General features: G+C 74.7%; 20 protein-coding genes. 11 read left to right on the forward strand and 9 right to left on the reverse strand.

Going from position 1 to position 19,212, the window contains the following annotated elements; translation table 11 throughout:
* Window positions 1–135: 135 nt before the first annotated feature.
* The 3 genes from ACZ6ZT_RS03370 to ACZ6ZT_RS03380 all read right to left on the reverse strand — a co-directional run bounded on the left by ACZ6ZT_RS03370 (window position 136) and on the right by ACZ6ZT_RS03380 (window position 2,079).
* Window positions 136–312, reverse strand: coding sequence for a hypothetical protein (locus tag ACZ6ZT_RS03370; RefSeq protein ID WP_469715098.1), 177 nt, complete (start codon window positions 310–312; stop codon window positions 136–138).
* Window positions 313–423: 111 nt separating this feature from the next.
* Entirely contained in the window at window positions 424–1,302 is an 879-nt protein-coding gene (locus tag ACZ6ZT_RS03375) for an undecaprenyl-diphosphate phosphatase (protein WP_469715099.1), read from the reverse strand.
* 48 nt (window positions 1,303–1,350) lie between these two features.
* A complete protein-coding gene (locus tag ACZ6ZT_RS03380; protein WP_469715101.1) occupies window positions 1,351–2,079 on the reverse strand; it encodes a TVP38/TMEM64 family protein in 729 nt (242 codons plus the stop codon).
* Window positions 2,080–2,128: 49 nt separating this feature from the next.
* Between ACZ6ZT_RS03380 and ACZ6ZT_RS03385 the strand changes: the two genes are divergently transcribed.
* The 4 genes from ACZ6ZT_RS03385 (at window position 2,129) to ACZ6ZT_RS03400 (ending at window position 6,121) form a co-directional block, all read left to right on the forward strand.
* Window positions 2,129–2,845 (forward strand): DNA alkylation repair protein, encoded by a 717-nt coding sequence (locus ACZ6ZT_RS03385; RefSeq protein ID WP_469715102.1) that lies wholly within the window; start codon window positions 2,129–2,131, stop codon window positions 2,843–2,845.
* A gap of 302 nt (window positions 2,846–3,147) precedes the next feature.
* A complete protein-coding gene (gene tuf / locus ACZ6ZT_RS03390; RefSeq protein ID WP_469715104.1) occupies window positions 3,148–4,326 on the forward strand; it encodes an elongation factor Tu in 1,179 nt (392 codons plus the stop codon).
* 78 nt (window positions 4,327–4,404) lie between these two features.
* The gene (locus tag ACZ6ZT_RS03395) at window positions 4,405–5,262 is read left to right on the forward strand and encodes a patatin-like phospholipase family protein (RefSeq protein WP_469715105.1); all 858 of its coding nucleotides are present in this window, start codon (window positions 4,405–4,407) and stop codon (window positions 5,260–5,262) included.
* 67 nt (window positions 5,263–5,329) lie between these two features.
* Window positions 5,330–6,121, forward strand: coding sequence for a spermidine synthase (locus tag ACZ6ZT_RS03400; protein WP_469715805.1), 792 nt, complete (start codon window positions 5,330–5,332; stop codon window positions 6,119–6,121).
* A gap of 9 nt (window positions 6,122–6,130) precedes the next feature.
* Here ACZ6ZT_RS03400 and ACZ6ZT_RS03405 read toward each other — a convergent pair whose 3' ends face one another.
* Window positions 6,131–7,441, reverse strand: a complete 1,311-nt coding sequence (locus ACZ6ZT_RS03405; RefSeq protein WP_469715107.1) for an MFS transporter — start codon at window positions 7,439–7,441, stop codon at window positions 6,131–6,133.
* A 92-nt stretch (window positions 7,442–7,533) separates the two neighbouring features.
* Window positions 7,534–8,565: a DUF8017 domain-containing protein gene (locus tag ACZ6ZT_RS03410; protein WP_469715109.1), complete on the reverse strand. Its 1,032-nt coding sequence runs from the start codon at window positions 8,563–8,565 to the stop codon at window positions 7,534–7,536.
* A gap of 110 nt (window positions 8,566–8,675) precedes the next feature.
* Here ACZ6ZT_RS03410 and ACZ6ZT_RS03415 point away from each other — a divergent pair, with 110 nt between their 5' ends.
* Together ACZ6ZT_RS03415 and ACZ6ZT_RS03420 are read left to right on the forward strand one after the other, a co-directional pair.
* On the forward strand, window positions 8,676–9,113 hold the full coding sequence (locus tag ACZ6ZT_RS03415; protein WP_469715807.1) for a DUF4442 domain-containing protein: 438 nt from the start codon (window positions 8,676–8,678) through the stop codon (window positions 9,111–9,113).
* Window positions 9,114–9,319: 206 nt separating this feature from the next.
* The gene (locus ACZ6ZT_RS03420; RefSeq protein WP_469715111.1) at window positions 9,320–9,985 is read left to right on the forward strand and encodes a DedA family protein; all 666 of its coding nucleotides are present in this window, start codon (window positions 9,320–9,322) and stop codon (window positions 9,983–9,985) included.
* A 53-nt stretch (window positions 9,986–10,038) separates the two neighbouring features.
* On the opposite strand, the gene ACZ6ZT_RS03425 is transcribed toward ACZ6ZT_RS03420, so the two are convergent.
* The gene (locus ACZ6ZT_RS03425) at window positions 10,039–10,602 is read right to left on the reverse strand and encodes a gamma carbonic anhydrase family protein (protein ID WP_469715113.1); all 564 of its coding nucleotides are present in this window, start codon (window positions 10,600–10,602) and stop codon (window positions 10,039–10,041) included.
* A 141-nt stretch (window positions 10,603–10,743) separates the two neighbouring features.
* Between ACZ6ZT_RS03425 and ACZ6ZT_RS03430 the strand changes: the two genes are divergently transcribed.
* The gene (locus tag ACZ6ZT_RS03430) at window positions 10,744–11,490 is read left to right on the forward strand and encodes an acyltransferase (protein ID WP_469715115.1); all 747 of its coding nucleotides are present in this window, start codon (window positions 10,744–10,746) and stop codon (window positions 11,488–11,490) included.
* Window positions 11,491–11,540: 50 nt separating this feature from the next.
* Here the strand turns inward: ACZ6ZT_RS03430 and ACZ6ZT_RS03435 are convergent, their stop codons facing one another.
* Window positions 11,541–12,407, reverse strand: coding sequence for an EamA family transporter (locus ACZ6ZT_RS03435; RefSeq protein ID WP_469715116.1), 867 nt, complete (start codon window positions 12,405–12,407; stop codon window positions 11,541–11,543).
* 118 nt (window positions 12,408–12,525) lie between these two features.
* Here ACZ6ZT_RS03435 and ACZ6ZT_RS03440 point away from each other — a divergent pair, with 118 nt between their 5' ends.
* Complete coding sequence (locus ACZ6ZT_RS03440; protein ID WP_469715809.1) at window positions 12,526–13,116, forward strand: helix-turn-helix domain-containing protein; 591 nt, start codon at window positions 12,526–12,528, stop codon at window positions 13,114–13,116.
* Window positions 13,117–13,129: 13 nt separating this feature from the next.
* Here the strand turns inward: ACZ6ZT_RS03440 and ACZ6ZT_RS03445 are convergent, their stop codons facing one another.
* Complete coding sequence (locus ACZ6ZT_RS03445) at window positions 13,130–13,534, reverse strand: CoA-binding protein (protein WP_469715118.1); 405 nt, start codon at window positions 13,532–13,534, stop codon at window positions 13,130–13,132.
* A gap of 87 nt (window positions 13,535–13,621) precedes the next feature.
* On the opposite strand from ACZ6ZT_RS03445, the gene ACZ6ZT_RS03450 reads away from it, so the two are divergent.
* The 3 genes from ACZ6ZT_RS03450 (at window position 13,622) to ACZ6ZT_RS03460 (ending at window position 18,707) form a co-directional block, all read left to right on the forward strand.
* The gene (locus ACZ6ZT_RS03450) at window positions 13,622–14,251 is read left to right on the forward strand and encodes a YigZ family protein (RefSeq protein WP_469715120.1); all 630 of its coding nucleotides are present in this window, start codon (window positions 13,622–13,624) and stop codon (window positions 14,249–14,251) included.
* A gap of 272 nt (window positions 14,252–14,523) precedes the next feature.
* Complete coding sequence (locus ACZ6ZT_RS03455; protein WP_469715122.1) at window positions 14,524–15,699, forward strand: exonuclease SbcCD subunit D; 1,176 nt, start codon at window positions 14,524–14,526, stop codon at window positions 15,697–15,699.
* Entirely contained in the window at window positions 15,696–18,707 is a 3,012-nt protein-coding gene (locus ACZ6ZT_RS03460; protein ID WP_469715124.1) for an AAA family ATPase, read from the forward strand. The genes ACZ6ZT_RS03455 and ACZ6ZT_RS03460 overlap by 4 nt, the downstream gene beginning before the upstream one ends.
* Here the strand turns inward: ACZ6ZT_RS03460 and ACZ6ZT_RS03465 are convergent.
* Window positions 18,697–19,143 (reverse strand): Lrp/AsnC family transcriptional regulator, encoded by a 447-nt coding sequence (locus tag ACZ6ZT_RS03465; RefSeq protein WP_469715125.1) that lies wholly within the window; start codon window positions 19,141–19,143, stop codon window positions 18,697–18,699. The genes ACZ6ZT_RS03460 and ACZ6ZT_RS03465 overlap by 11 nt on opposite strands.
* Window positions 19,144–19,212 lie beyond the last annotated feature (69 nt).

Below are 19,212 nucleotides of genomic sequence, written 5' to 3' on the forward strand. Positions count from 1 at the left end.
AGGCCAAGGGGCGTGCGGCGGCCGGATCACGCGCGGGAGCCGTCGGTGGCCGGATCGCGCGCGGGAGCCGTCGGTGGCCGGATCGCGCGCGGGGGCGTCGGTGGCGCCGGTCAGCGGAGCGTGTCGCGGGGGCCGTCAGTGCCGGGCATGTGCCTCCCGCTGGCGGACCACCACCAGGAACGCGTCGCTGGCGAGGTCCATCACCACCTCCGCCGCCACGCCCTCGCGCAGACGCTGGGCGGCGTACTCCTCGGCGGGCCAGCTTCCCCTCGGACTGCTGGCCGGAAATCGTTCCAGTACCACGCGGCTCATGCGGGACACCCCTTACTGCTTTTCCTTGCTCCAGGCACAACGACGCGCGGGCCGTCCGGGAACGTTCCCGAACGGCCCGCGATTCACGCGAAGCGGTGAGCGGCGCGCCGGTCAGGAGCCCGACTCGCCGGCGTGGGGGCTGAGCACCCCCGCGCCGATCAGGGCGAACAGCACGATACCGAGGAGGATGCGGTAGATCACGAAGGGCATGAAGCTCTTTGTAGAAATGAACTTCATGAACCACGCGATCACGGCGTAGCCGACGAAGAAGGCGATGACCGTCGCGAAGATCGTCGGGCCCCAGGTGATGTGACCCGGTGTGTCGATCACGTCCTTGATCTCGAAGGCGCCCGAGGCGAGAACGGCCGGGATCGCGAGGAGGAAGGAGTACCGGGCCGCGGCCTCGCGGGTGAAGCCCAGCAGCAGGCCGCCGGAGATCGTCGCGCCGGAGCGGGACACGCCCGGGATCAGGGCCATGGCCTGGCAGGCACCGAAGATCAGGCCGTCCTTGACGCCCAGTTCCTTCAGCGTCTTGCGCTGGTGGACCACCCGGTGGCGGCCCCCCTGCTCGTCGCGCGAGGCCCGCCAGTCGGCGAAGCCGAGGATCAGGCCCATCACGACGAGGGTGGTGGCGGTCAGCCGCAGGTCACGGGCGGGGCCCTCGATCTGGTCCTTGAACAGCAGGCCCAGGACGCCGATGGGCAGCGAGCCGACGATGACCAGCCAGCCCATCTTGGCGTCCTGATCGGAGCGCAGCGCCTTGGTGAACAGCGAGCGGAACCAGGTGGAGACGATCCGCGCGATGTCCTTGCGGAAGTAGATGAGGACGGCGGCCTCGGTGCCGATCTGGGTGATGGCCGTGAAGGCCGCACCGGGGTCGTGCCAGCCGGCGAACGCCGCGGTCAGCCGCAGGTGGGCACTGGAGGAGATCGGGAGGAACTCCGTAAGCCCCTGGACGAGACCGAGGATTAGGGATTCGAACCAGCTCATGTCGGGGTGCGCTCGTCCTTGTGATCGTCGGGCAGTTCGGCTCCGATGCTAGGGCCCGTGCGGAGCGGCCGTGACCACAGGGGGGTGCCCGGCGAGCGGCCGGTCCGCCGGGCGGTCCGCGGGGGAGGGTGCCAGACGGTGCCGCTCGCGCCAGGCGACGGCTGCGGCGACCACCGCGGACAGGGCGATGAAGCCGGACGAGACGAGGAAGGCGGGCGATCCGGGGGAGGCCGCGCTGGCCCCCGCGATCACGTACGCGGCGGTGTTGGGGACCGTTCCGAGCGCCGTCGCGAGCAGGAACGGCAGCCAGCCGCAACGGGAGACGGCCGCCAGGTAGTTGGCCGCCGCGAACGGCACCCCGGGGAAGATCCGCACCGCGAGCACCGACCGGAAGCCGTGCCGGCTGAGCTGCTCGTCGCCCGCGCGCAGCCAGCGTCCGCGCAGGTACGGGCGCAACGCGTCCTGACCGAGGGCCCGTCCGAGCCCGAAGGCGACCGCGGCCCCGACGACCGTCCCGCCCACCGCCGCCACCAGCCCGAACGCGGCGCCGAACACCGCCCCCGCAGCCAGGTTGAGCAGGGGCCGCGGCACGAACGCCGCCGTGCACAGTCCGTACGCACCCGCGAAGAGCAGCACTCCGGCGCCCAGCGGCAGCGCGGGCGGCCAGCCCTGCGACAACAGCCGCTGGGGCTCGTAGAGGAAGACGCACACCCCCGCCGCGGCCAGCAGCACGACGAGCAGCGACAGCCGGGTCCACGGCGCGAGGAGGAGGGACATTCCGGGAGACTAGCCGAGATGTCCGACGCTCCGCCGTAGTCTGGGCCTCATGCGGCCGAACACCCGAAGACCCCCCGGCGTCCCGCACAGCGCCCTCGCGGACACCCTGATGGAGCGGCTCGCCGCCGCGTACGGGGCCGCCGCGGATCCGGCGCTGGCCGCGCCCATGGCCGCGTACATGAAGGACGTCGGACCCTTCCTCGGGATCCGCACTCCGCTGCGCCGTCAACTGTCCCGGGCCGTGACGAAGGACACTCCGCGTCCCACGGAGGCGGACTGCGTGGCGCTCGCGCTGCGCTGCTGGCAGCTCGCGGAGCGTGAGTACCGCTACTTCGCCGTGGACTACCTGCGCCCGCACGTCTCCCGCTGCTCCTCCACCCTGCTGCCCGTGGTCCGGCATCTGATCGTCACGCAGCCGTGGTGGGACACCGTCGATCCGCTCGCCGCGCACACGGTCGGCCCGCTGGTGGCCGCCGACCCGGAGCTGAGGGCGGTGATGGACGACTGGATCGGCGACGACGACCTCTGGGTGGCCCGCACCGCGCTCCTGCACCAGCTCGCCCACAAGTCCGCCACTGACGCGGACCGGCTGTTCGCCTACTGCCGCCGACAGGCCGGACACCCCGACTTCTTCATCCGCAAGGCCATCGGCTGGGCGCTGCGCGAGTACGCCAAGACCGATCCGGGGGCCGTCCGCGCCTTCGTCGCCCGCGAACGCGTCCGGCTCTCACCGCTGTCGGCGCGCGAGGCCCTCAAGAACCTCTGAACGTACGGACTCCCGGCGCGCGGAAAACCATTCGACGCCCCCGCGCCGGTCCGGCAGGATCAACGGCATGTTCCGGTACGCCTTCCCCTCAGCGCCGTCCGCAGTCGCGGACGCGCCGAAGGCTGCCGTCCCCTCCTTCCCCGCAGTGGGCTTCGTCGCGGAAGCCTTCGCGGCGGCACCCTTCGCCGCGTTCGACGGCGCACGAAGCTGACCCTTCCCGGATCGTCCGGCGGACCCCGCAGGGGGAGGGTCGGCTCGCTCCAGGGGTCCCGTTCCACGCTTCGAGCCACGGGAAGAACATCATGGCCAAGACGGCCTTCACCCGCACCAAGCCGCACCTCAACATCGGCACCATGGGTCACGTCGACCACGGCAAGACCACGCTGACCGCCGCCATCACCAAGGTCCTCGCCGAGCGGGGCGGCGCCTCCTACATCCCGTTCGAGCGCATCGACCGGGCCCCCGAGGAGGCCAGGCGCGGCATCACCATCAACCTCACGCACGTCGAGTACGAGACCGACACCCGGCACTACGCCCACGTCGACATGCCCGGCCACGCCGACTACATCAAGAACATGGTCACCGGCGCGGCCCAGCTGGACGGGGCGATCCTCGTCGTCTCCGCCCTCGACGGGGTCATGCCGCAGACCGCCGAGCACGTGCTCCTCGCCCGCCAGGTCGGGGTCGACCACATCGTGGTCGCCCTCAACAAGGCCGACGCCGGGGACCCGGAGCTGACCGACCTCGTCGAGCTGGAGGTGCGCGAGCTGCTCACCTCGCAGGGCTACGGCGGGGACACCGCGCCGGTCGTACGGGTCTCCGGGCTCGGGGCGCTGGCGGGCGAGCCGAAGTGGACCGAGGCGGTCCAGGCGCTGCTCGACGCGGTGGACACGTACGTGCCGACGCCCGTGCGCTACACCGACGCGCCGTTCCTGCTGCCCGTCGAGAACGTACTGACCATCACCGGGCGCGGCACCGTCGTCACCGGCGCCGTCGAGCGCGGCACCGTGCGCGTGGGCGACCGGGTCGGCGTGCTCGGGGGCGACGGCGAGCCCGTGGAGACGGTCGTCACCGGCCTGGAGACCTTCGGCAAGCCGATGGAGTCCGCCGAGGCCGGGGACAACGTGGCGCTGCTGCTGCGCGGCGTCCCGCGCGACGGGGTGCGCCGCGGGCACGTGGTCGCCGCGCCCGGCAGCGTGACGCCCAGCCGGCGCTTCACGGCGCAGGTCTACGTGCTCTCCGCGCGGGAGGGCGGCCGCACCACGCCCGTCTCCTCCGGCTACCGGCCGCAGTTCTACATCCGCACCGCCGACGTGGTCGGCGACGTGGACCTGGGCGAGGCCGCGGTGGCCCGGCCCGGCGATACGGTCACCATGACCGTCGAACTCGGGCGCGACGTCCCGCTGGAGGCGGGCCTCGGCTTCGCCGTCCGCGAGGGCGGGCGCACCGTCGGCGCGGGCACGGTCACCCGGGTCGGCTGAACCCCGGTGTGGTGACGGCGGCGGCCCTGCGCCAGACTGCCGTCACCACAGCGGGCGGACCGGCGAGGGGCGGCGGCGATGAGCGGCGACACGGCACTGGTGCTGGGCGGCGGAGGACTGACCGGCATCGGCTGGGAGACCGGCATCCTCTACGGGCTCGCCCGCGCCGGGATCGACCTGTCCGGCGCCGACCTCGTCGTCGGCACCTCCGCCGGCTCGGTGGTCGGCGCCCAGCTCACCTCCGGGCAGCTCGGCCCGCGGGAGCTGTACGAGCGCCAGCTCGGCGACGCCGCCGGGGAAGCGGTGGCGCGGATCGGCGCGGGCACCGTGGCCCGGTACGCCCTGGCCCTCGCCCGCTCCCGCGACGCCGCCGACTACCGCAGGCGGGTCGGCGCGATGGCGCTCGCCGCCCGCACGCCGGACGAGGCGGAGCGGCGCGCCGTCCTGGAGGCCCGGCTCGTCTCCCGGGAGTGGCCCGAACGGCGCCTGGTCGTCACCGCCGTCGACGCGCTCAGCGGGGAGCCGGCCGCCTTCGACCGGGAGGGGCCGGCCGGACTGGTCGAGGCCGTCTCGGCGAGCTGCGCCGTCCCCGGGGTGTGGCCCCCGGTGACCGTCGGCGGACGCCGCTTCATCGACGGCGGGATCCGCTCCGCCACCAACGCCGACCTCGCCGCCGGATACCGCCGCGTGGTCGTGCTGGCCCCGGTGGCGCTCGGCACGGCCAAGGTCCCCTCGCCCGCCGCGCAGGCCGCCCTGCTGCGCGCGGAGGGCGCCCGGGTGCTGCTGATCACCCCGTCGCCCGAGGCCCGCAGGGCGTTCGGGCGCAACGTGCTGGACCCCGCCCGGCGCGACCCCGCCGCGCGGGCCGGACTGGCGCAGGCCGCCGCCCACGTGACGGCGGCCAGGGAGGTCTGGGAGGGCCCGGCCGGGGGCTGACAATGGTGGGGTGAGCGACGAACAGATCCCGGTCATCCGGGACGTGGGCCAGGGCACCGCCAAGCTGATGCCGGACGTGGACCGGGAGCGGGCCTGGCTGCTCACCGTGGACGGGGCCCCGCAGTCGTACGTGGACCTCGACGAGCCCGAGCACCTGGAGTTCGAGTACGTACGCCGCCTCGCGCACGTGCTGGACTGCGCGGCGGAGCCGGGAGCGCCGCTGGACCTGCTGCACCTCGGCGGCGGCGCCCTGACCCTGCCGCGCTACGCCGCCGTGACCCGGCCGGGCTCCCGGCAGACGGTGGTGGAGTTCGACGCCGCCCTGGTGGACCTGGTCGCCGAGCACCTGCCGCTGCCCGCCGGGGCGCGGGTGGACGTCCGCGCCGCCGACGCCCGGGCCTGGCTGGGCCGCGCCCCGGCGCGGAGCGCGGACGTGATCGTCGCCGACGTCTTCGGGGGCTCGCGGGTGCCCGCCCAGCTGACCTCGGTGGAGTACGCGCGGGAGGCGGCCCGGGTCCTGAGGCCCGGCGGGCTGTACGCGGCCAACCTCGCCGACGGGGCGCCCTTCGGCTTCCTGCGGGCCCAGCTGGCCAACTTCGGTGCCGTCTTCGGGGAACTGGCGCTGATCGCGGAACCGGGGGTGCTGCGGGGGCGGCGCTTCGGCAACGCGGTGCTGCTGGCCTCGGACGCCGACCTGCCGCTGGCCGCGCTGGCCCGGCGGTGCGCCGGGGACGCGTTCCCGGCCCGGGTGGAGTCGGGGGAGGCGCTCTCCCGCTTCGCCCGGGGGGCCCGGCCGGTGGCCGACGCCGACGCGGTCGCCTCGCCGGAGCCGCCGGAGGGCGCCTTCAGCCTGGGGTGAGCACCGGCGTCAGGCGCGTACCGCACCGGCGGCGGCGTCGGCCGGGGCGGGGTGCCGCGCCGGGGCGGGCGGCGGTTTGCGGGTCATGCGGCGGACGTCCGGGACGAACAGCACCGCGGCCGTGCCCGCCACCACCAGCGCCGCGCAGCCCCACAGGGCCGGCCCGCGGCCGAAGGCGGTCTCGGCCGGGCCGGCCAGGGCGGTGGCCAGCGGCAGCATGGACACCGAGCCGAACCAGTCGTAGGCGGAGACCCGGGAGAACTTCTCCTCCGGTATCTCCTGGTGCATCGTGGTCATCCAGTTCACGCCGAACACCTCGATCGCGGCGCCGCTGACGAACATCACCGCGCACAGCCCCCACACGGGCAGCGGCACGGCCAGCCCCGCCGAGGGCAGCGCCAGCGGGAACACGCACAGGGTGCCCACCAGCAGCAGGCGGCGCGGCTTCCACACCATCATCAGCAGCGCCCCGGTGATGGTGCCCGCGCCGAAGAAGGCCAGCGCCATGCCCCAGGGAGCCGGGCCGCCCAGCTCGTCCCGGGCGACGAGGGGACCGTAGACCGCCTCGGCCGCACCGACGACGGCGACGACCACGGAGAACTGGAGCACGATGCTCCACAGCCAGGGCCGGGTGCGCACCTCGGCCCAGCCCTCGCGCAGGTCGGCCAGCAGCCCGCCGCCGGGGACCCGTTCGGCGATGTGGCTCACGTCCAGGAAGGCCCGGAGCAGTCCGGCGAGCGCGAAGGCCGCCGCGTCCACGGCCAGGACCCAGCCCGGACCGATCGCCGCGATCAGCGCCCCGCCCAGGGCCGCGCCGCCGATGCCCGCGCCGCTCATGGCCATCCGGAAGAGGGCGAAGGCGCGGTGGGAGTGCTCGCCGGAGACGCTGGAGAGGAGCATCCCCTCGGCGGCCGGGTTGAAGAAGGCCGTGCCGGTCCCGCAGAGCGCGGTGAGCAGCATCATCTGCCACAGCTGCGGGTCCCCGGCGAGGACGAGGAGCGCGAAGGCGGCCTGCGAGAGGCAGTTGAGGGCGTTGGCGGCGACCATCACCCGGTGGCGCGGCAGCCGGTCGGCGAGCGCCCCGCCCACGAGCAGGAAGAGGACGAGGGGCAGCGTACGGGCGGCCGCCACGAGGCCGACGTCCCCGCCGGAGCCACCCGCCTCCAGCACGGCGAAGGCGGCGGCGATGAGCGCGCCGTGACTGCCGAGGTTGGTGATGACGGCGGCGCCCGTGAGCAGGGTGTAGTTGCGACCGGCCCAGGCGGGCCGGCGGCGGCGCGCGGGCGTGCCGGAGGAGGGGGTGGCGGGGGGATGACTCACCCCCGGACTATCCCCCGCCCGGAGCCGAGAATCCAATCCAACAACCGGATAAGGGACAATCGGCCCCGGCGGAGGGGGTGTTGCGCGGAGGGTCAGCCGGTGGTGAGCCGGACCGAGCTCAGGATCTTCTCGTACGTGGCCTGGTCGACCTCGCCCGGGACGTTTGCTGCGCTGTAGAGGACCCAGCTGGAGAAGTCACCGTTGGTGGTCTTGAAGCTGAACGCGATGCTCTTGCCGTCCGAGGAGCACTTGTCCTCCTTGGGCTGACCGGTCACCGTCGCGGTCGCCACGTGCCCCTTGAGGCCCGAGGAGGTCGTGTACTCCTTGGGGTCGGTGACCTTGACGCTGCCCTTGGGCGCCTTCTGCGCGTAGCCGGCGAACACCCAGTTGCCCGCCTCGTTGCGCGCGGCCTCGGCGGTGTCCTTGGCGCCCTGGCCGCCCTTGGTGCCGGTGCCCGCCAGTGAGGTCGACTCCTCGTGGCCGTCCTTGTTGGAGTCGACCTTGCACCACTCCTCCTTGAGGTAGGCGGGTGCGGAGAAGGTGATCAGGGGGGAACCGTCGTTCTTGCTCGCGTCCTCGAAGCCGGCGATGAAACCGGAACCGAGCACCTTCCACTCCGGCGGCACGTCGAAGGCGGTGCCGTACTTGGGGTTGATCACGACCTTCCAGCCGGCGATCACCGGCTTGACGTCGCCCCCGGCGCGCGGGTTGGAGCTCGGGCCGGCGGGCGTCGAGGGGCCGGCCGGGGTGGAGGGGGAGGACGAGGCGGCCGGCTTGTCGTCGGCCCGGTCCTCCTTCTTGTCGTCCCGCGTCAGGACGAAGGCCCCGGTGGCGGCGGCCGTCACCACGACCGCCGAGGCCGCCACGATCGCCACCGTCCGGGTGGCGAAGGGGCTGCCGCCGCGCTGCGGGGGCGGCGGGGGCTGCTGTCCCCACGGCTGGGCCGGGGGCGGGGTCTGGTAGCCCGCCTGCGGGTACCCGTAACCGGGCTGCTGGTCACCGAACCCCGGCTGCGGCTGCTGCTGGTACGGGTTCGGCTGTCCCGGCTGCTGCTGGTACGGGTTGTGTTGCGCGCCCTGCGGGTTCTGTTCGCCCCCGGGCGGCTGCTGCTGTCCTGGCCACATGGCCGAAACGATAGTGGGAGCGGGGGGCGGGGGCCATGGCCGCCCCCCGCGCGGGTCTGGCCAGCGGGGCCTACTCGTGGGTAACATCGCGTCCCATGAGCGCAGACCAGATGAACGTGGGCGAACTGCTCGTCCAGACCGTGCCGATGGCGGCCACCCTCAACCTCGAATTCATCGAGACCACCCCGGAGCGCGCCGTCGTCCGCCTGCCGGACCAGCCCGCCTTCCACAACCACGTCGGCGGCCCGCACGCCGGCGCGATGTTCACCCTCGCCGAGTCCGCGAGCGGCGCCATCGTCCTGGCCGCCTTCGGCGACCAGCTCTCGCGCGCCGTGCCGCTGGCCGTCCGCGCCGAGATCGGCTACAAGAAGCTCGCCAAGGGCGTCGTCACCGCCACCGCCACCCTCGGCCGCCCGGTCGCCGACGTCGTGGCCGAGCTGGACGCGGGCGGGCGCCCCGAGTTCCCCGTCGCCATCGCCATCCAGCGCGAGGACGAGGCCGTCACCGGCGAGATGACGGTCGTCTGGACGCTGCGGCCGAACGCCTGAGAGCAACCGGTGTCCCCGGGGGTCCGCCGCTCGTGGGTGGCCCCCCGGCGCGGGTGGCGGCGCCGGGTTCCGGCCGTCGCGAGGTGTTCGCCGGTCGTTCCTCCCGCGCACTCCCGCCACGGGCGGGGGCCGACGTGAGGAGCGGATAGGCTGCCCGTTCGGCGTGTCACGGGGGCGCGCCCGTGAGGACTCGGGAGGACGTTCCGGTGCACATCCAGGAATGGCTGGAGACGATTCCGGCGATCAGTGTCTACCTCCTGGTGGGCCTGGTCATCGGACTGGAGAGCCTCGGCATCCCGCTGCCCGGGGAGATCATCCTGGTCAGCGCCGCCCTGCTGGCCTCGCAGCAAGGCCACATCAACCCCGTGGTGCTGGGTCTCTGCGCGGTCGCGGGGGCGATCGTCGGCGACTCCATCGGGTACGCCATCGGCCGCCGGGGCGGCAAACCGCTGCTGGAGCGGCTCGGCCGGCGCTTCCCCAAGCACTTCGGGCCCGCGCACGTGGCCCTGGCGGAGCGTTCCTTCGACAAGTGGGGCATGTGGGCCGTCTTCTTCGGCCGCTTCGTGGCCCTGCTGCGGATCTTCGCCGGACCGCTCGCCGGCGTGCTGCGCATGCCGTACTGGCGGTTCCTGATCGCCAATGTCCTCGGCGGCGTCCTGTGGGCCGGCGGCACCACCGCCGTCATCTACACCGTCGGGATCGTCGCGGAGCCGTGGATCAAGCGGTTCTCGTGGCTGGCGCTGGTGGTGGCCCTGCTGATCGGGCTGACCGTGACGCTGGTCGTGCGCGCCCGCGTGAAGAAGGCGACCGCCGCCGTCGGCGAGGAGCCGGAGGCGGAGCCCGCGACGGCCGCGGCGGTCATCTTGGACTGAGGGCCGCGGGGCCGCGGGCCGCGAGGGGCCGCGGCCGGCGCGCGTACGGGCGCTCAGGCGTCCGGGGTCACCGAGGCCCGGTGCTGCTTCGCCAGCTCCGTGTACATCAGGGCGTTGACCCTGATGCCCTCGCGCTCCTCCTCGGTCAGCTCCCGCCGCACCTTGGCCGGTACGCCCGCGACCAGCGAGCCGGGCGGGACCACCATGCCCTGGGGCACCAGGGCCTGCGCGGCCACCAGCGAACCGGCGCCGATCACGGCCCCGTTGAGCACGGTCGCGCCCATCCCGATGAGGCAGTCGTCCTCCACGGTGCAGCCGTGCACGACGGCGTTGTGCCCGATGGAGACGCGCGCGCCGATGGACACCGGGAAGCCGGGGTCCACGTGCAGCGTGCAGTTGTCCTGCACGTTGCTGTCCGGGCCGAGCGTGATCGGGCCGCAGTCGGCGCGCAGCACCGCCGAGTACCAGACGCTCGCGCCGGCGGACAGGGTGACGTCGCCGACGACCACGGAGGTCGGGGCCGTGAAGGCCGCCGGGTCCACGGACGGCCGCCGGTCGCCCACGCCCGCGATGAGTCCTGCCCGGCCCTGGTGTGGCTGGTGTGCCTGGTCCGCCATGGTCACTTCCCTCTGGTCCCTCTGGTTTCCTGTGCCGCGCTACCGGCACCGTAGGGCACGCGCCACCGCGCCCCGGCGATGGGGTGAAGATCACAGGAAGGCGGCCGGGCCCTGCGGGGCGGCGGCCACTACCGTGGCCGGGTGCCGAAGAACCAGAACACGTTCTCCTCGCTGACGGCCCTGCGCCGCCGGGTCGCCGGCCGTGCGGTGCACGCCGGCTGGCGCTGGATGCAGCGGGCGGGCGCGGTCACCGCGCAGCACCCGGGGCGGTTGCGCTTCGGCGCGATCGGCGAGGGTACCCGGCTCGCCTTCCCGCAGGGCACCGTCTTCGGCGAGCGCTGGATCCGGCTGGGCGAGCACTGCATCATCGCCGAGCAGGTCACCCTGACCGCCGGGATGATGCCGGACCTCGACCTCGGCGCCGACCCGGTGCTGGTGCTCGGCAACGGGGTGGTGCTGGGGCGCGGCAGCCACGTCATCGCCGACACCCGGATCACCATCGGCGACGACACCTTCTGCGGGCCGGGCGTCTACATCACCTCCACCAACCACAGTTACGACGACCCGCACCAGCCCGTCGGCAAGCAGTGGCCCCGCAGCGAGCCGGTGGAGATAGGGCCCGGCTGCTGGCTGGGCACCGGGGCGGTGATCCTCCCGGGGGCGCGGCTGGGCCGCAACGTGGTGGTGGCCGCAGGCGCCGTCGTACGGGGCGAGGTGCCCGACCACGCGGTGGTGGCGGGCGCGCCGGCCCGGATCGTACGCCGCTGGGAGCCCGCGACGGGCTGGCAGCCCCCGCTGCGCACGCCGGCCCCGGTGCCGATCCCCGACGGGATGACGCCCGAGCAGCTGCGCGGGCTGGCGCTGCTCGCGGAGGCCGAGCAGGCCTGAGGCCGGGCCCCTCCGCCCCGGTCGGCCCATCCCGGTCGGCCCGCCCCGGTTCAGCCCGCCGCGAGCAGGACCGTGCCCGCGAGGGCCAGTCCGGCGCCGGCCGCCTGGATGGCGCGCAGCCGTTCGCGGAGCACGGCGAAGGCGGCGAACGCCGTCACCACCGGATACAGCGAGGACAGTACGGCGGCCACCGTCACCGGCCCGTTCTGCGCGGCGACGGAGTAGGTGCCGTTCGCGGCGACGTCCGCGAGGCCGACGAAGGCCAGGGCCGGGAGCAGGCTCCACAGCACCCGCGGCCCGGCGCCGGCGGGCAGGGCCGGGGAGCCGCGCCGGACCTGCGCCCACAGGGCGGCGCCGCCGGCGGCCACGTTGGTGACCCGCTGGACGAAGAGCGCGAGGAAGAGTCCGGTCAGCGTGGTGGAGGCGTGCGCGATCAGGGCCATGACCGCACCGAAGCCGAAGGCCGCGAGCAGGGTCAGTACGACGGCCTGTCGCTGGACGGGGGCGCCGCGCAGTTCGGGGCCGCCGGCGAGGACGATGCCGACGAGGGCCACCGCGATGCCCGCGAACTGGCCCGCGCCGGGCCGTTCGCCCAGCGCCAGCCCCGCCCCGACCGGTACGACGACCCCGACGGAGCCGAGCGGGGAGACCACGCCCATCGGGCCGAGGGCCAGCGCCTTGTAGAAGGCGAGCATGGCGGCCGGTCCGACCAGACCCGCGCCCACCGCGAACCACAACTGCGGACCGGCCTCCCGCCACGCGCCGGTGGCGAGCACGATCGCCCCGAGCACGAAGACGGCGACGATCTGGGAGACCACGACCACCGTCAGCGCCGGTATCCGGCGGGTCAGCAGCCCGCCGCCGAAATCGGCGAGGCCCCACAGCACGGCCGTGGCCAAGGCGAACAGGGCGGTCATGACGGGACCTCGCAGTACAGTGCGGTGAACGGTGGAGTGCAGCATCGAATACGCGTCGACTGCACCGCAGGTTAGTTCACTCCATTGGACTGTGTCATCCAAAATATTGGACGGAATGGTGTCGGATCTCGAACAGCTCACCCAGGCGCTCGCCCGGAACCTCAAGCGCTGGCGCGCCGAGCGCGGCTTCACCCTGGAGGCGCTGGCGGCCCGCGCGGGGGTGAGCCGGGGCATGATCATCCAGATCGAGCAGGCCCGGACGAACCCCAGCGTCGGCACCACGGTCAAGCTGGCGGACGCCCTCGGGGTGAGCATCACCACCCTCCTCGACCACGAGCGCGGCCCGGCGGTGCGCGTGGTGGAGCCGGGGGAGGGCGTACGGATGTGGTCCAGCGGGGCGGGCAGCGAGGCGCGCATGCTGCTCGGCGACGACCGGCGCGGACCGGTGGAGATGTGGACGTACCGGCTGGAGGCCGGCGACGGCACGGCCTCCGACCCGCACCCGGCCGGCACCTTCGAGATGCTGCACGTGACGGCCGGGGAGCTGACGCTGGAGGTCGGCGACGACCGGCACGTCGTCCCGGCGGGCGGTGCCGTCTCCTTCGAGGCGAACGTCCCGCACGCCTACCGCAACGAGGGCCCCGGACCGATGGAGATGACCATGGCGGTCTCGATCCCGCCGGTCAGGGGAACGGGCGGCACCGGCTGACGGGGGCTCCGGCCTACAGGGCCGGAATTTCGATGGCGGGGCAACGATCCATGACCATCTCCAGCCCCGCCCCGCGGGTCCGGGCGTACGCGGCCTCGTCGACCACGCCGAGCTGGAACCAGACGGCCCGGGCGCCCACGGCGACGGCCTCGTCGGCCACCGCACCCGCGAGAGCGCTGTTCACGAAGACGTCCACCACGTCCACCGGGAAGGGGATCGCCTCCAGCGACGGGTACCCCGGCTCGCCGTGCACCGTCTCCGCCTTCGGATGGACGGGCACGATCCGCTTCCCGTGCGCCTGCAGCACGCGGGCCACCCCGTAGGCCGCCCGGTCCGGATTGTCGGACAGACCCACCACGGCCCAGGTGTCCCCGAGTTCGGTGAGGATCTTGCGAATGGTCCCCGCGTCGCCGTACACGCCTGCCGCCTCCTGCTGTTCCGGACCGCTCTGGTCTGCTCGCCTCAACGAACGGGACGGGTGTCCGATTCCCCGTAGGGTGGAGCGGTGAAGGCAGATCAGTACGTGACGGTGGCACGCGAGGGGACGCACGAGGCGGAGATCAACCGCTCGCGGTTCCTGTGCTCGCTCGCGCCCGCGGCGAGCGAGCGGGAGGCGCAGGAGTTCATCGCACGCGTCCGCCGGGAGCACCCGGCCGCCTCGCACCACTGCTACGCGTACGTGATCGGCGCCGATGCCTCGGTGCAGAAGGCCAGTGACGACGGGGAGCCCGGCGGGACCGCCGGGGTGCCCATGCTGCAGATGCTGACCCGGCGCGACATCCGCTACGCGGTGGCCGTCGTCACCCGGTACTACGGGGGCGTGAAGCTCGGGGCCGGTGGGCTGATCCGGGCGTACGGAGGGGTCGTCGGGGAGGCGCTCGACGCCCTCGGCACGATCACCCGGCACCGCTACCGGCTGGCCACCGTGACCGTCGACCACCAACGGGCCGGGAAGACCCAGAACGACCTGCGCGCCACCGGCCGGGCGGTGCTGGACGTGCGCTACGGCGAGGCCGTGGCCATCGAGATCGGCCTGCCGGAGGCGGAGATCGAGGCCTTCCGGGCCTGGCTCGCCGACGCCACCGCGGGCACGGCGGGCTTCGAACTCGGCGGCGAGGCCTACGCGGAGGGCTGACCCGGCCGGACCCCGGCCGGCCGGTCCCCGGGACCGGCCGCCACCGCGCATCCGCACCGGGTAGCCTGGAGGGTCGCTGCGGGGGGCGGGGCGACGGGTGCCCGGAGGCGCGGGCCCCGGGCGGTACGGGAAGAGTCCCGGGCGGTACGGAAGATCCCGGGCGGTACAGAAGAGCCCGGGCGGGGCGGGAAGAGAAGGCGCGGGACCGGGCGGCGAGCGGCCGGTCGGCGCGCGGACACGAGGAGAGCTGGCGTGCGGGTCGGAGCGGTCGAGTGAAGTTCCTGCACACCTCCGACTGGCATCTGGGCCGGTCCTTCCACCGCGTCAACCTGCTCGGCGCCCAGGCCGCCTTCGTCGACCACCTCATCGCGGCCGTACGGGAACACGAGGTCGACGCCGTCCTCGTCGCCGGGGACGTCTACGACCGGGCTGTGCCCCCGCTGCCCGCCGTCGAGCTCTACGACCGGGCGCTGCACCGGCTCGCCGACCTCGGCGTGCCGACGGTGATGATCTCCGGGAACCACGACTCCGCCCGCCGCCTCGGTGTCGGCGCCGGGCTGATCGGCCGGGCCGGGATCCACCTCAGGACGGACCCCGCGGGCTGCGCCGACCCCGTGGTGCTGGCCGACGTACACGGTGAGGTGGCCCTGTACGGGCTGCCGTACCTGGAACCGGCGCTGGTCAAGGACGAGTTCGGGGCGGCCGGGACCGGTCACCAGGCGGTGCTGGGCGCGGCCATGGACCGGATCCGGGCCGACCTGGCCCGCCGGGCGCCCGGCACCCGCTCGGTGGTCCTCGCCCATGCCTTCGTCACCGGCGGCCAGGCCAGCGACAGCGAGCGCGACATCGCCGTCGGCGGGGTCGAGTCGGTGCCCGCCGCCGTCTTCGACGGGGTCGACTACGCCGCCCTCGGCCACCTCCACGGCTGCCAGACGATCAACGAACGGGTCCGCTACTCCGGTTCCCCGCTCGCCTACTCCTTCTCCGAGGCCGACCACCGCAAGACCATGTGGCTGGTCGAGCTCGGCCCGGCCGGCGAGATCACCGCCGAGCGGATCGACACCCCCGTCCCCCGCCCGCTCGCCCGGCTGCGCGGCCGCCTGCGGGAACTCCTCGACGATCCCGCGCTGACCGGCCGCGAGGACAGCTGGATCGAGGCCACCCTCACCGACCCGGTCCGCCCCCAGGACCCGATGGCCCGGCTCACCGCCCGCTTCCCGCACACCCTCAGCCTCGCCTTCGACCCCGAAGGCCGCGCCGAGGACACCGCGGCCTCCTACGCCCAGCGCCTCAGGGGGCGCAGCGACCAGGAGATCGCCGAGGACTTCGTCGCCCACGTCCGCGGCGGGAGCGCCGACGAGGCGGAACGGGCCGTGCTGCGCGGCGCCTTCGACGAGGTGCGCGTACTGGCCGCCCGCGAGGAACCGGGCCAGGGGGAGGCGCGATGAGGCTGCACCGGCTGGAGATCACGGCCTTCGGGCCCTTCGCCGAACCCCAGAGCATCGACTTCGACGCCCTCTCCGGCGCCGGGATCTTCCTGCTCCACGGCCCCACCGGCGCCGGCAAGACCTCCGTCCTCGACGCCGTCTGCTACGCCCTCTACGGCTCCGTGCCCGGCTCCCGCCAGACCCCCGGCACCACCCTGCGCAGCGACCACGCCGCCCCGGGCACCGCCACCGAGGTCACCCTCGAACTCACCGCGGGCGGCCGCCGCCTGGAGATCACCCGGAGCCCCGAACAGGACCGCCCCAAGAAACGCGGCACCGGCACCACCAAGGACAAGGCACAGAGCCGGCTGCGCGAGCACACCGGCACGGGCTGGACCGCGCTCAGCCGCTCCCACCAGGAGATCGGCGAGGAGATCGAACAGCTCCTCGGCATGAGCCGCGAGCAGTTCTGCCAGGTCGTGCTGCTGCCGCAGGGGGAGTTCGCCCAGTTCCTGCGGGCCGGGGCCGAGGCCCGCGGCCGGCTCCTCGGGCGGCTCTTCGACACCCGCCGCTTCGCCGCCGTCGAAACCCTGCTCGCCGAGCGCCGCCGGGCCGCCGAGGCCAAGGTGCGCACCGGCGACGAGAAGGTGCTGGCCGCCGCCCAGCGGCTCGCCCAGGCCGCCGGGGACAGCGCCGACCTGCGGGCCTGGCCGCTGCCCGCGCACCAGCCCGGCGACCCCGGCCTCGCCGACGCCGTCCGGGCGTGGGCGGCCGTCGCCCGCTGCTCCGCCCGGGAGCGGCTCAGCGTCGCCGAGTACGCGCTCGCCGCCGTCGAGGGACGCCACCACGCGGCCCGGCGCGCAGCCGCGGACGCCCGGGAACTCGACCGGCTCCAGCGCCGCCACGCCGAGACCGCCCGCCGGGCCGCCCTGTTGGCGCAGGCCGCGCCGGAGCGCGAGCGGGTGCGCGGCCTCCTGGACCGGGCCCGGCGGGGCGCCCTCGTGGCCCCCGCCCTGGAGCTGCGCGGGGCCGCGGCCGCCGCCCACCTCACCGCCGCGCACGCCGAGAGCCTGGCCCGCGCCGAACTCCCGTCGCCCCTGGCCGAAGCGGGCACCGAACAGCTCGCCGCCGTCGAGCAGCGGCTGCGGGAGGACCTCGGAGCGGTCGGCGCCGCCCAGCGCGCGGAACAGCGCAGCGCCGAGATCGGCCGCGAGCGGGCCACCCTGGAGCGGGAGTCCCGGGACGCCGAGGAGCAGCACCAGGAGTCCGCCGAGTGGCTCGCCCGCTGGGAGGCCACCCGGGCCGCCCTCCAGGACCGGGTCGACGCCGCGCAGCAGGCCGCCACCCTGGCCGAGCAGCTCGCGGGGCGCCTGGAGCCCGCCCGGATGCAGCTCACCGCCGCCCGCCGGCGCGACGCCCTCGCCGCCGAAGCCGAAGCCGGCCGCGGCGAACTGGCCGCCGTCCGCGAGGAGTCGTACGCCGCCCGGGAGAGCTGGCTGGAGCTGAAGGAGGCCCGGCTGCGCGGCATCGCCGCCGAACTCGCCGCCGCCCTGACGGCCGGGGAACCCTGCGCGGTGTGCGGATCCGCCGAGCACCCGGCGCCGGCCCGCCCCGCCGCCGGGCACGTCGACCGGGCCGCCGAGGACGCCGCCCACGCCCGCTTCGAGGAGGCCGAGGAGCGCCGGGCCGCCGTCGAGCGCCGGCTCGCCGCCCTGCGCGAGGCCGAGGCCGAAGCCGCGTCCGCCGCCGGGGAGGCCACCACCGCCGCACTCCTCGCCCTCACCGCCGACCTGAGCGCCCGCCACGCCGCCGCCCACGCGGACGCCGCCGGGCTGCACGCCGCCCGCGAGCGCCTCGCCCGCGCCGAACGGGAGCACGACGCGCGCAGCTCCGACCGGCTCGACGCCGAACGCCGGGCCGCCGCCCGGGCCTCCCGGCGCGAGGCCCTGGACCGGGAGCAGGCCGCCCTCGAAGCCGAACTGGTCCTCGTCCGGGGTGACGCGCCCAGCGTCGCCGCCCGCGCCCGCGTCCTGGAGGACCGGATCCGGATGGTCACCGGCGCCGCGAGCGCGCTGCGCCGGGCCGAGGTCACCGCCGCACGGCTGAAGGAGGCCGACGACCAGCTGGCCGACGCCGCCTTCAAGGCCGGCTTCGAGACGGTCGAGTCGGCCGCCGACGCCGTACTGCCCGAGTACGAGCGCACCGCCCTCCAGCACCGCGCCGACGCCTGGCAGGCCGAGGAGGCGATGCTCGCCGACCGCCGCGCCGAGCGGGACACCGCCGCGGCCGCCGCCCTGCCCCCGGCCGACCCGGCCGCCGCCGGGGCGGCGGAGGAACGCGCCGCCGCCCTGCTGCGGGCCGCCGGATCGGCCGTCGACGCCGCCCGCGTGCGCTGCGCCGAGCTGGACCGGCTCTCCCGCCAGGCCGACCAGGAGCTGCGCGCCCTCGGCCCGCTGCGCGAAGCCTACGAACGGGTGGCCCGCCTCGCCGGACTCACCGCGGGCACCTCCGCCGACAACGAGCGCAAGATGCGGCTGGAGGCGTACGTACTGGCCGCGCGGCTGGAGCAGGTCGCCGCCGCCGCGACCGTCCGCCTGCTGCGCATGTCCGGCGGCCGCTACACCCTCGTCCACTCCGACGCCCGGGCGAGCGGACGCGGGCGCTCCGGCCTCGGGCTGCACGTGCTCGACGCCTGGACCGGCAGCGAGCGGGACACCGCGACCCTCTCGGGCGGCGAGACCTTCTTCGCCTCCCTCGCGCTGGCGCTGGGCCTGGCCGACGTGGTCACCGACGAGGCCGGCGGCATGCGCCTGGACACCCTCTTCATCGACGAGGGCTTCGGCAGCCTCGACGACCAGGCGCTGGACGAGGTGCTCGACGTACTGGACTCGCTGCGCGAGCGCGACCGCAGCGTCGGCATCGTCAGCCACGTCGGCGACCTGCGCACCCGGGTCCAGGCCCAGCTGGAGATCGTCAAGCAGCGCGGCGGCTCGGTCGTGCGCCACCGCACGGCGGGGGTCACGGACTGAGCGGGCGCCGGGGCAGCGGGGAGGAGTAGACGATGTTCGTGGTGACCGGACCCAGCCCCGAGATGCGGCCCGTCACCTCCTCCAGGTGCGCCATGGAGCGGGTGGCCACCTTGAGGACGAAGCAGTCGTCCCCCGTGACGTGGTGGGCCTCCAGGATCTCCGGCGCGGTCCGCAGGAAGTCGTGGAACGGCTTGTAGTTGCCGTGCGGGTAGCGCAGCCGCACCAGCGCCAGGATCGCCTTGCCGAGCTTCTCGGGGTCGACCACCGCCGTGTAGCCGGTGATGATCCCGGCCTCCTCCATGCGGCGGACCCGTTCGGTGACGGCGCTGGCGGACATGGAGACGGTGCAGGCGAGCTGGGTGAAGCTGGCCCGGCCGTCCCGCTGGAGGGCTTCGAGGATCCGCCAGTCGGTGGCGTCGGGGGAATAACCGGTCATGGGGCAGGTCTAGCAGGGCAATCCCCGGCAGGACAGGGGCAAGGCCGGGGAAGTTCGCTTCACCGGGCG

The sequence above is a fragment of the Streptomyces sp. NPDC102258 genome (assembly GCF_055584685.1).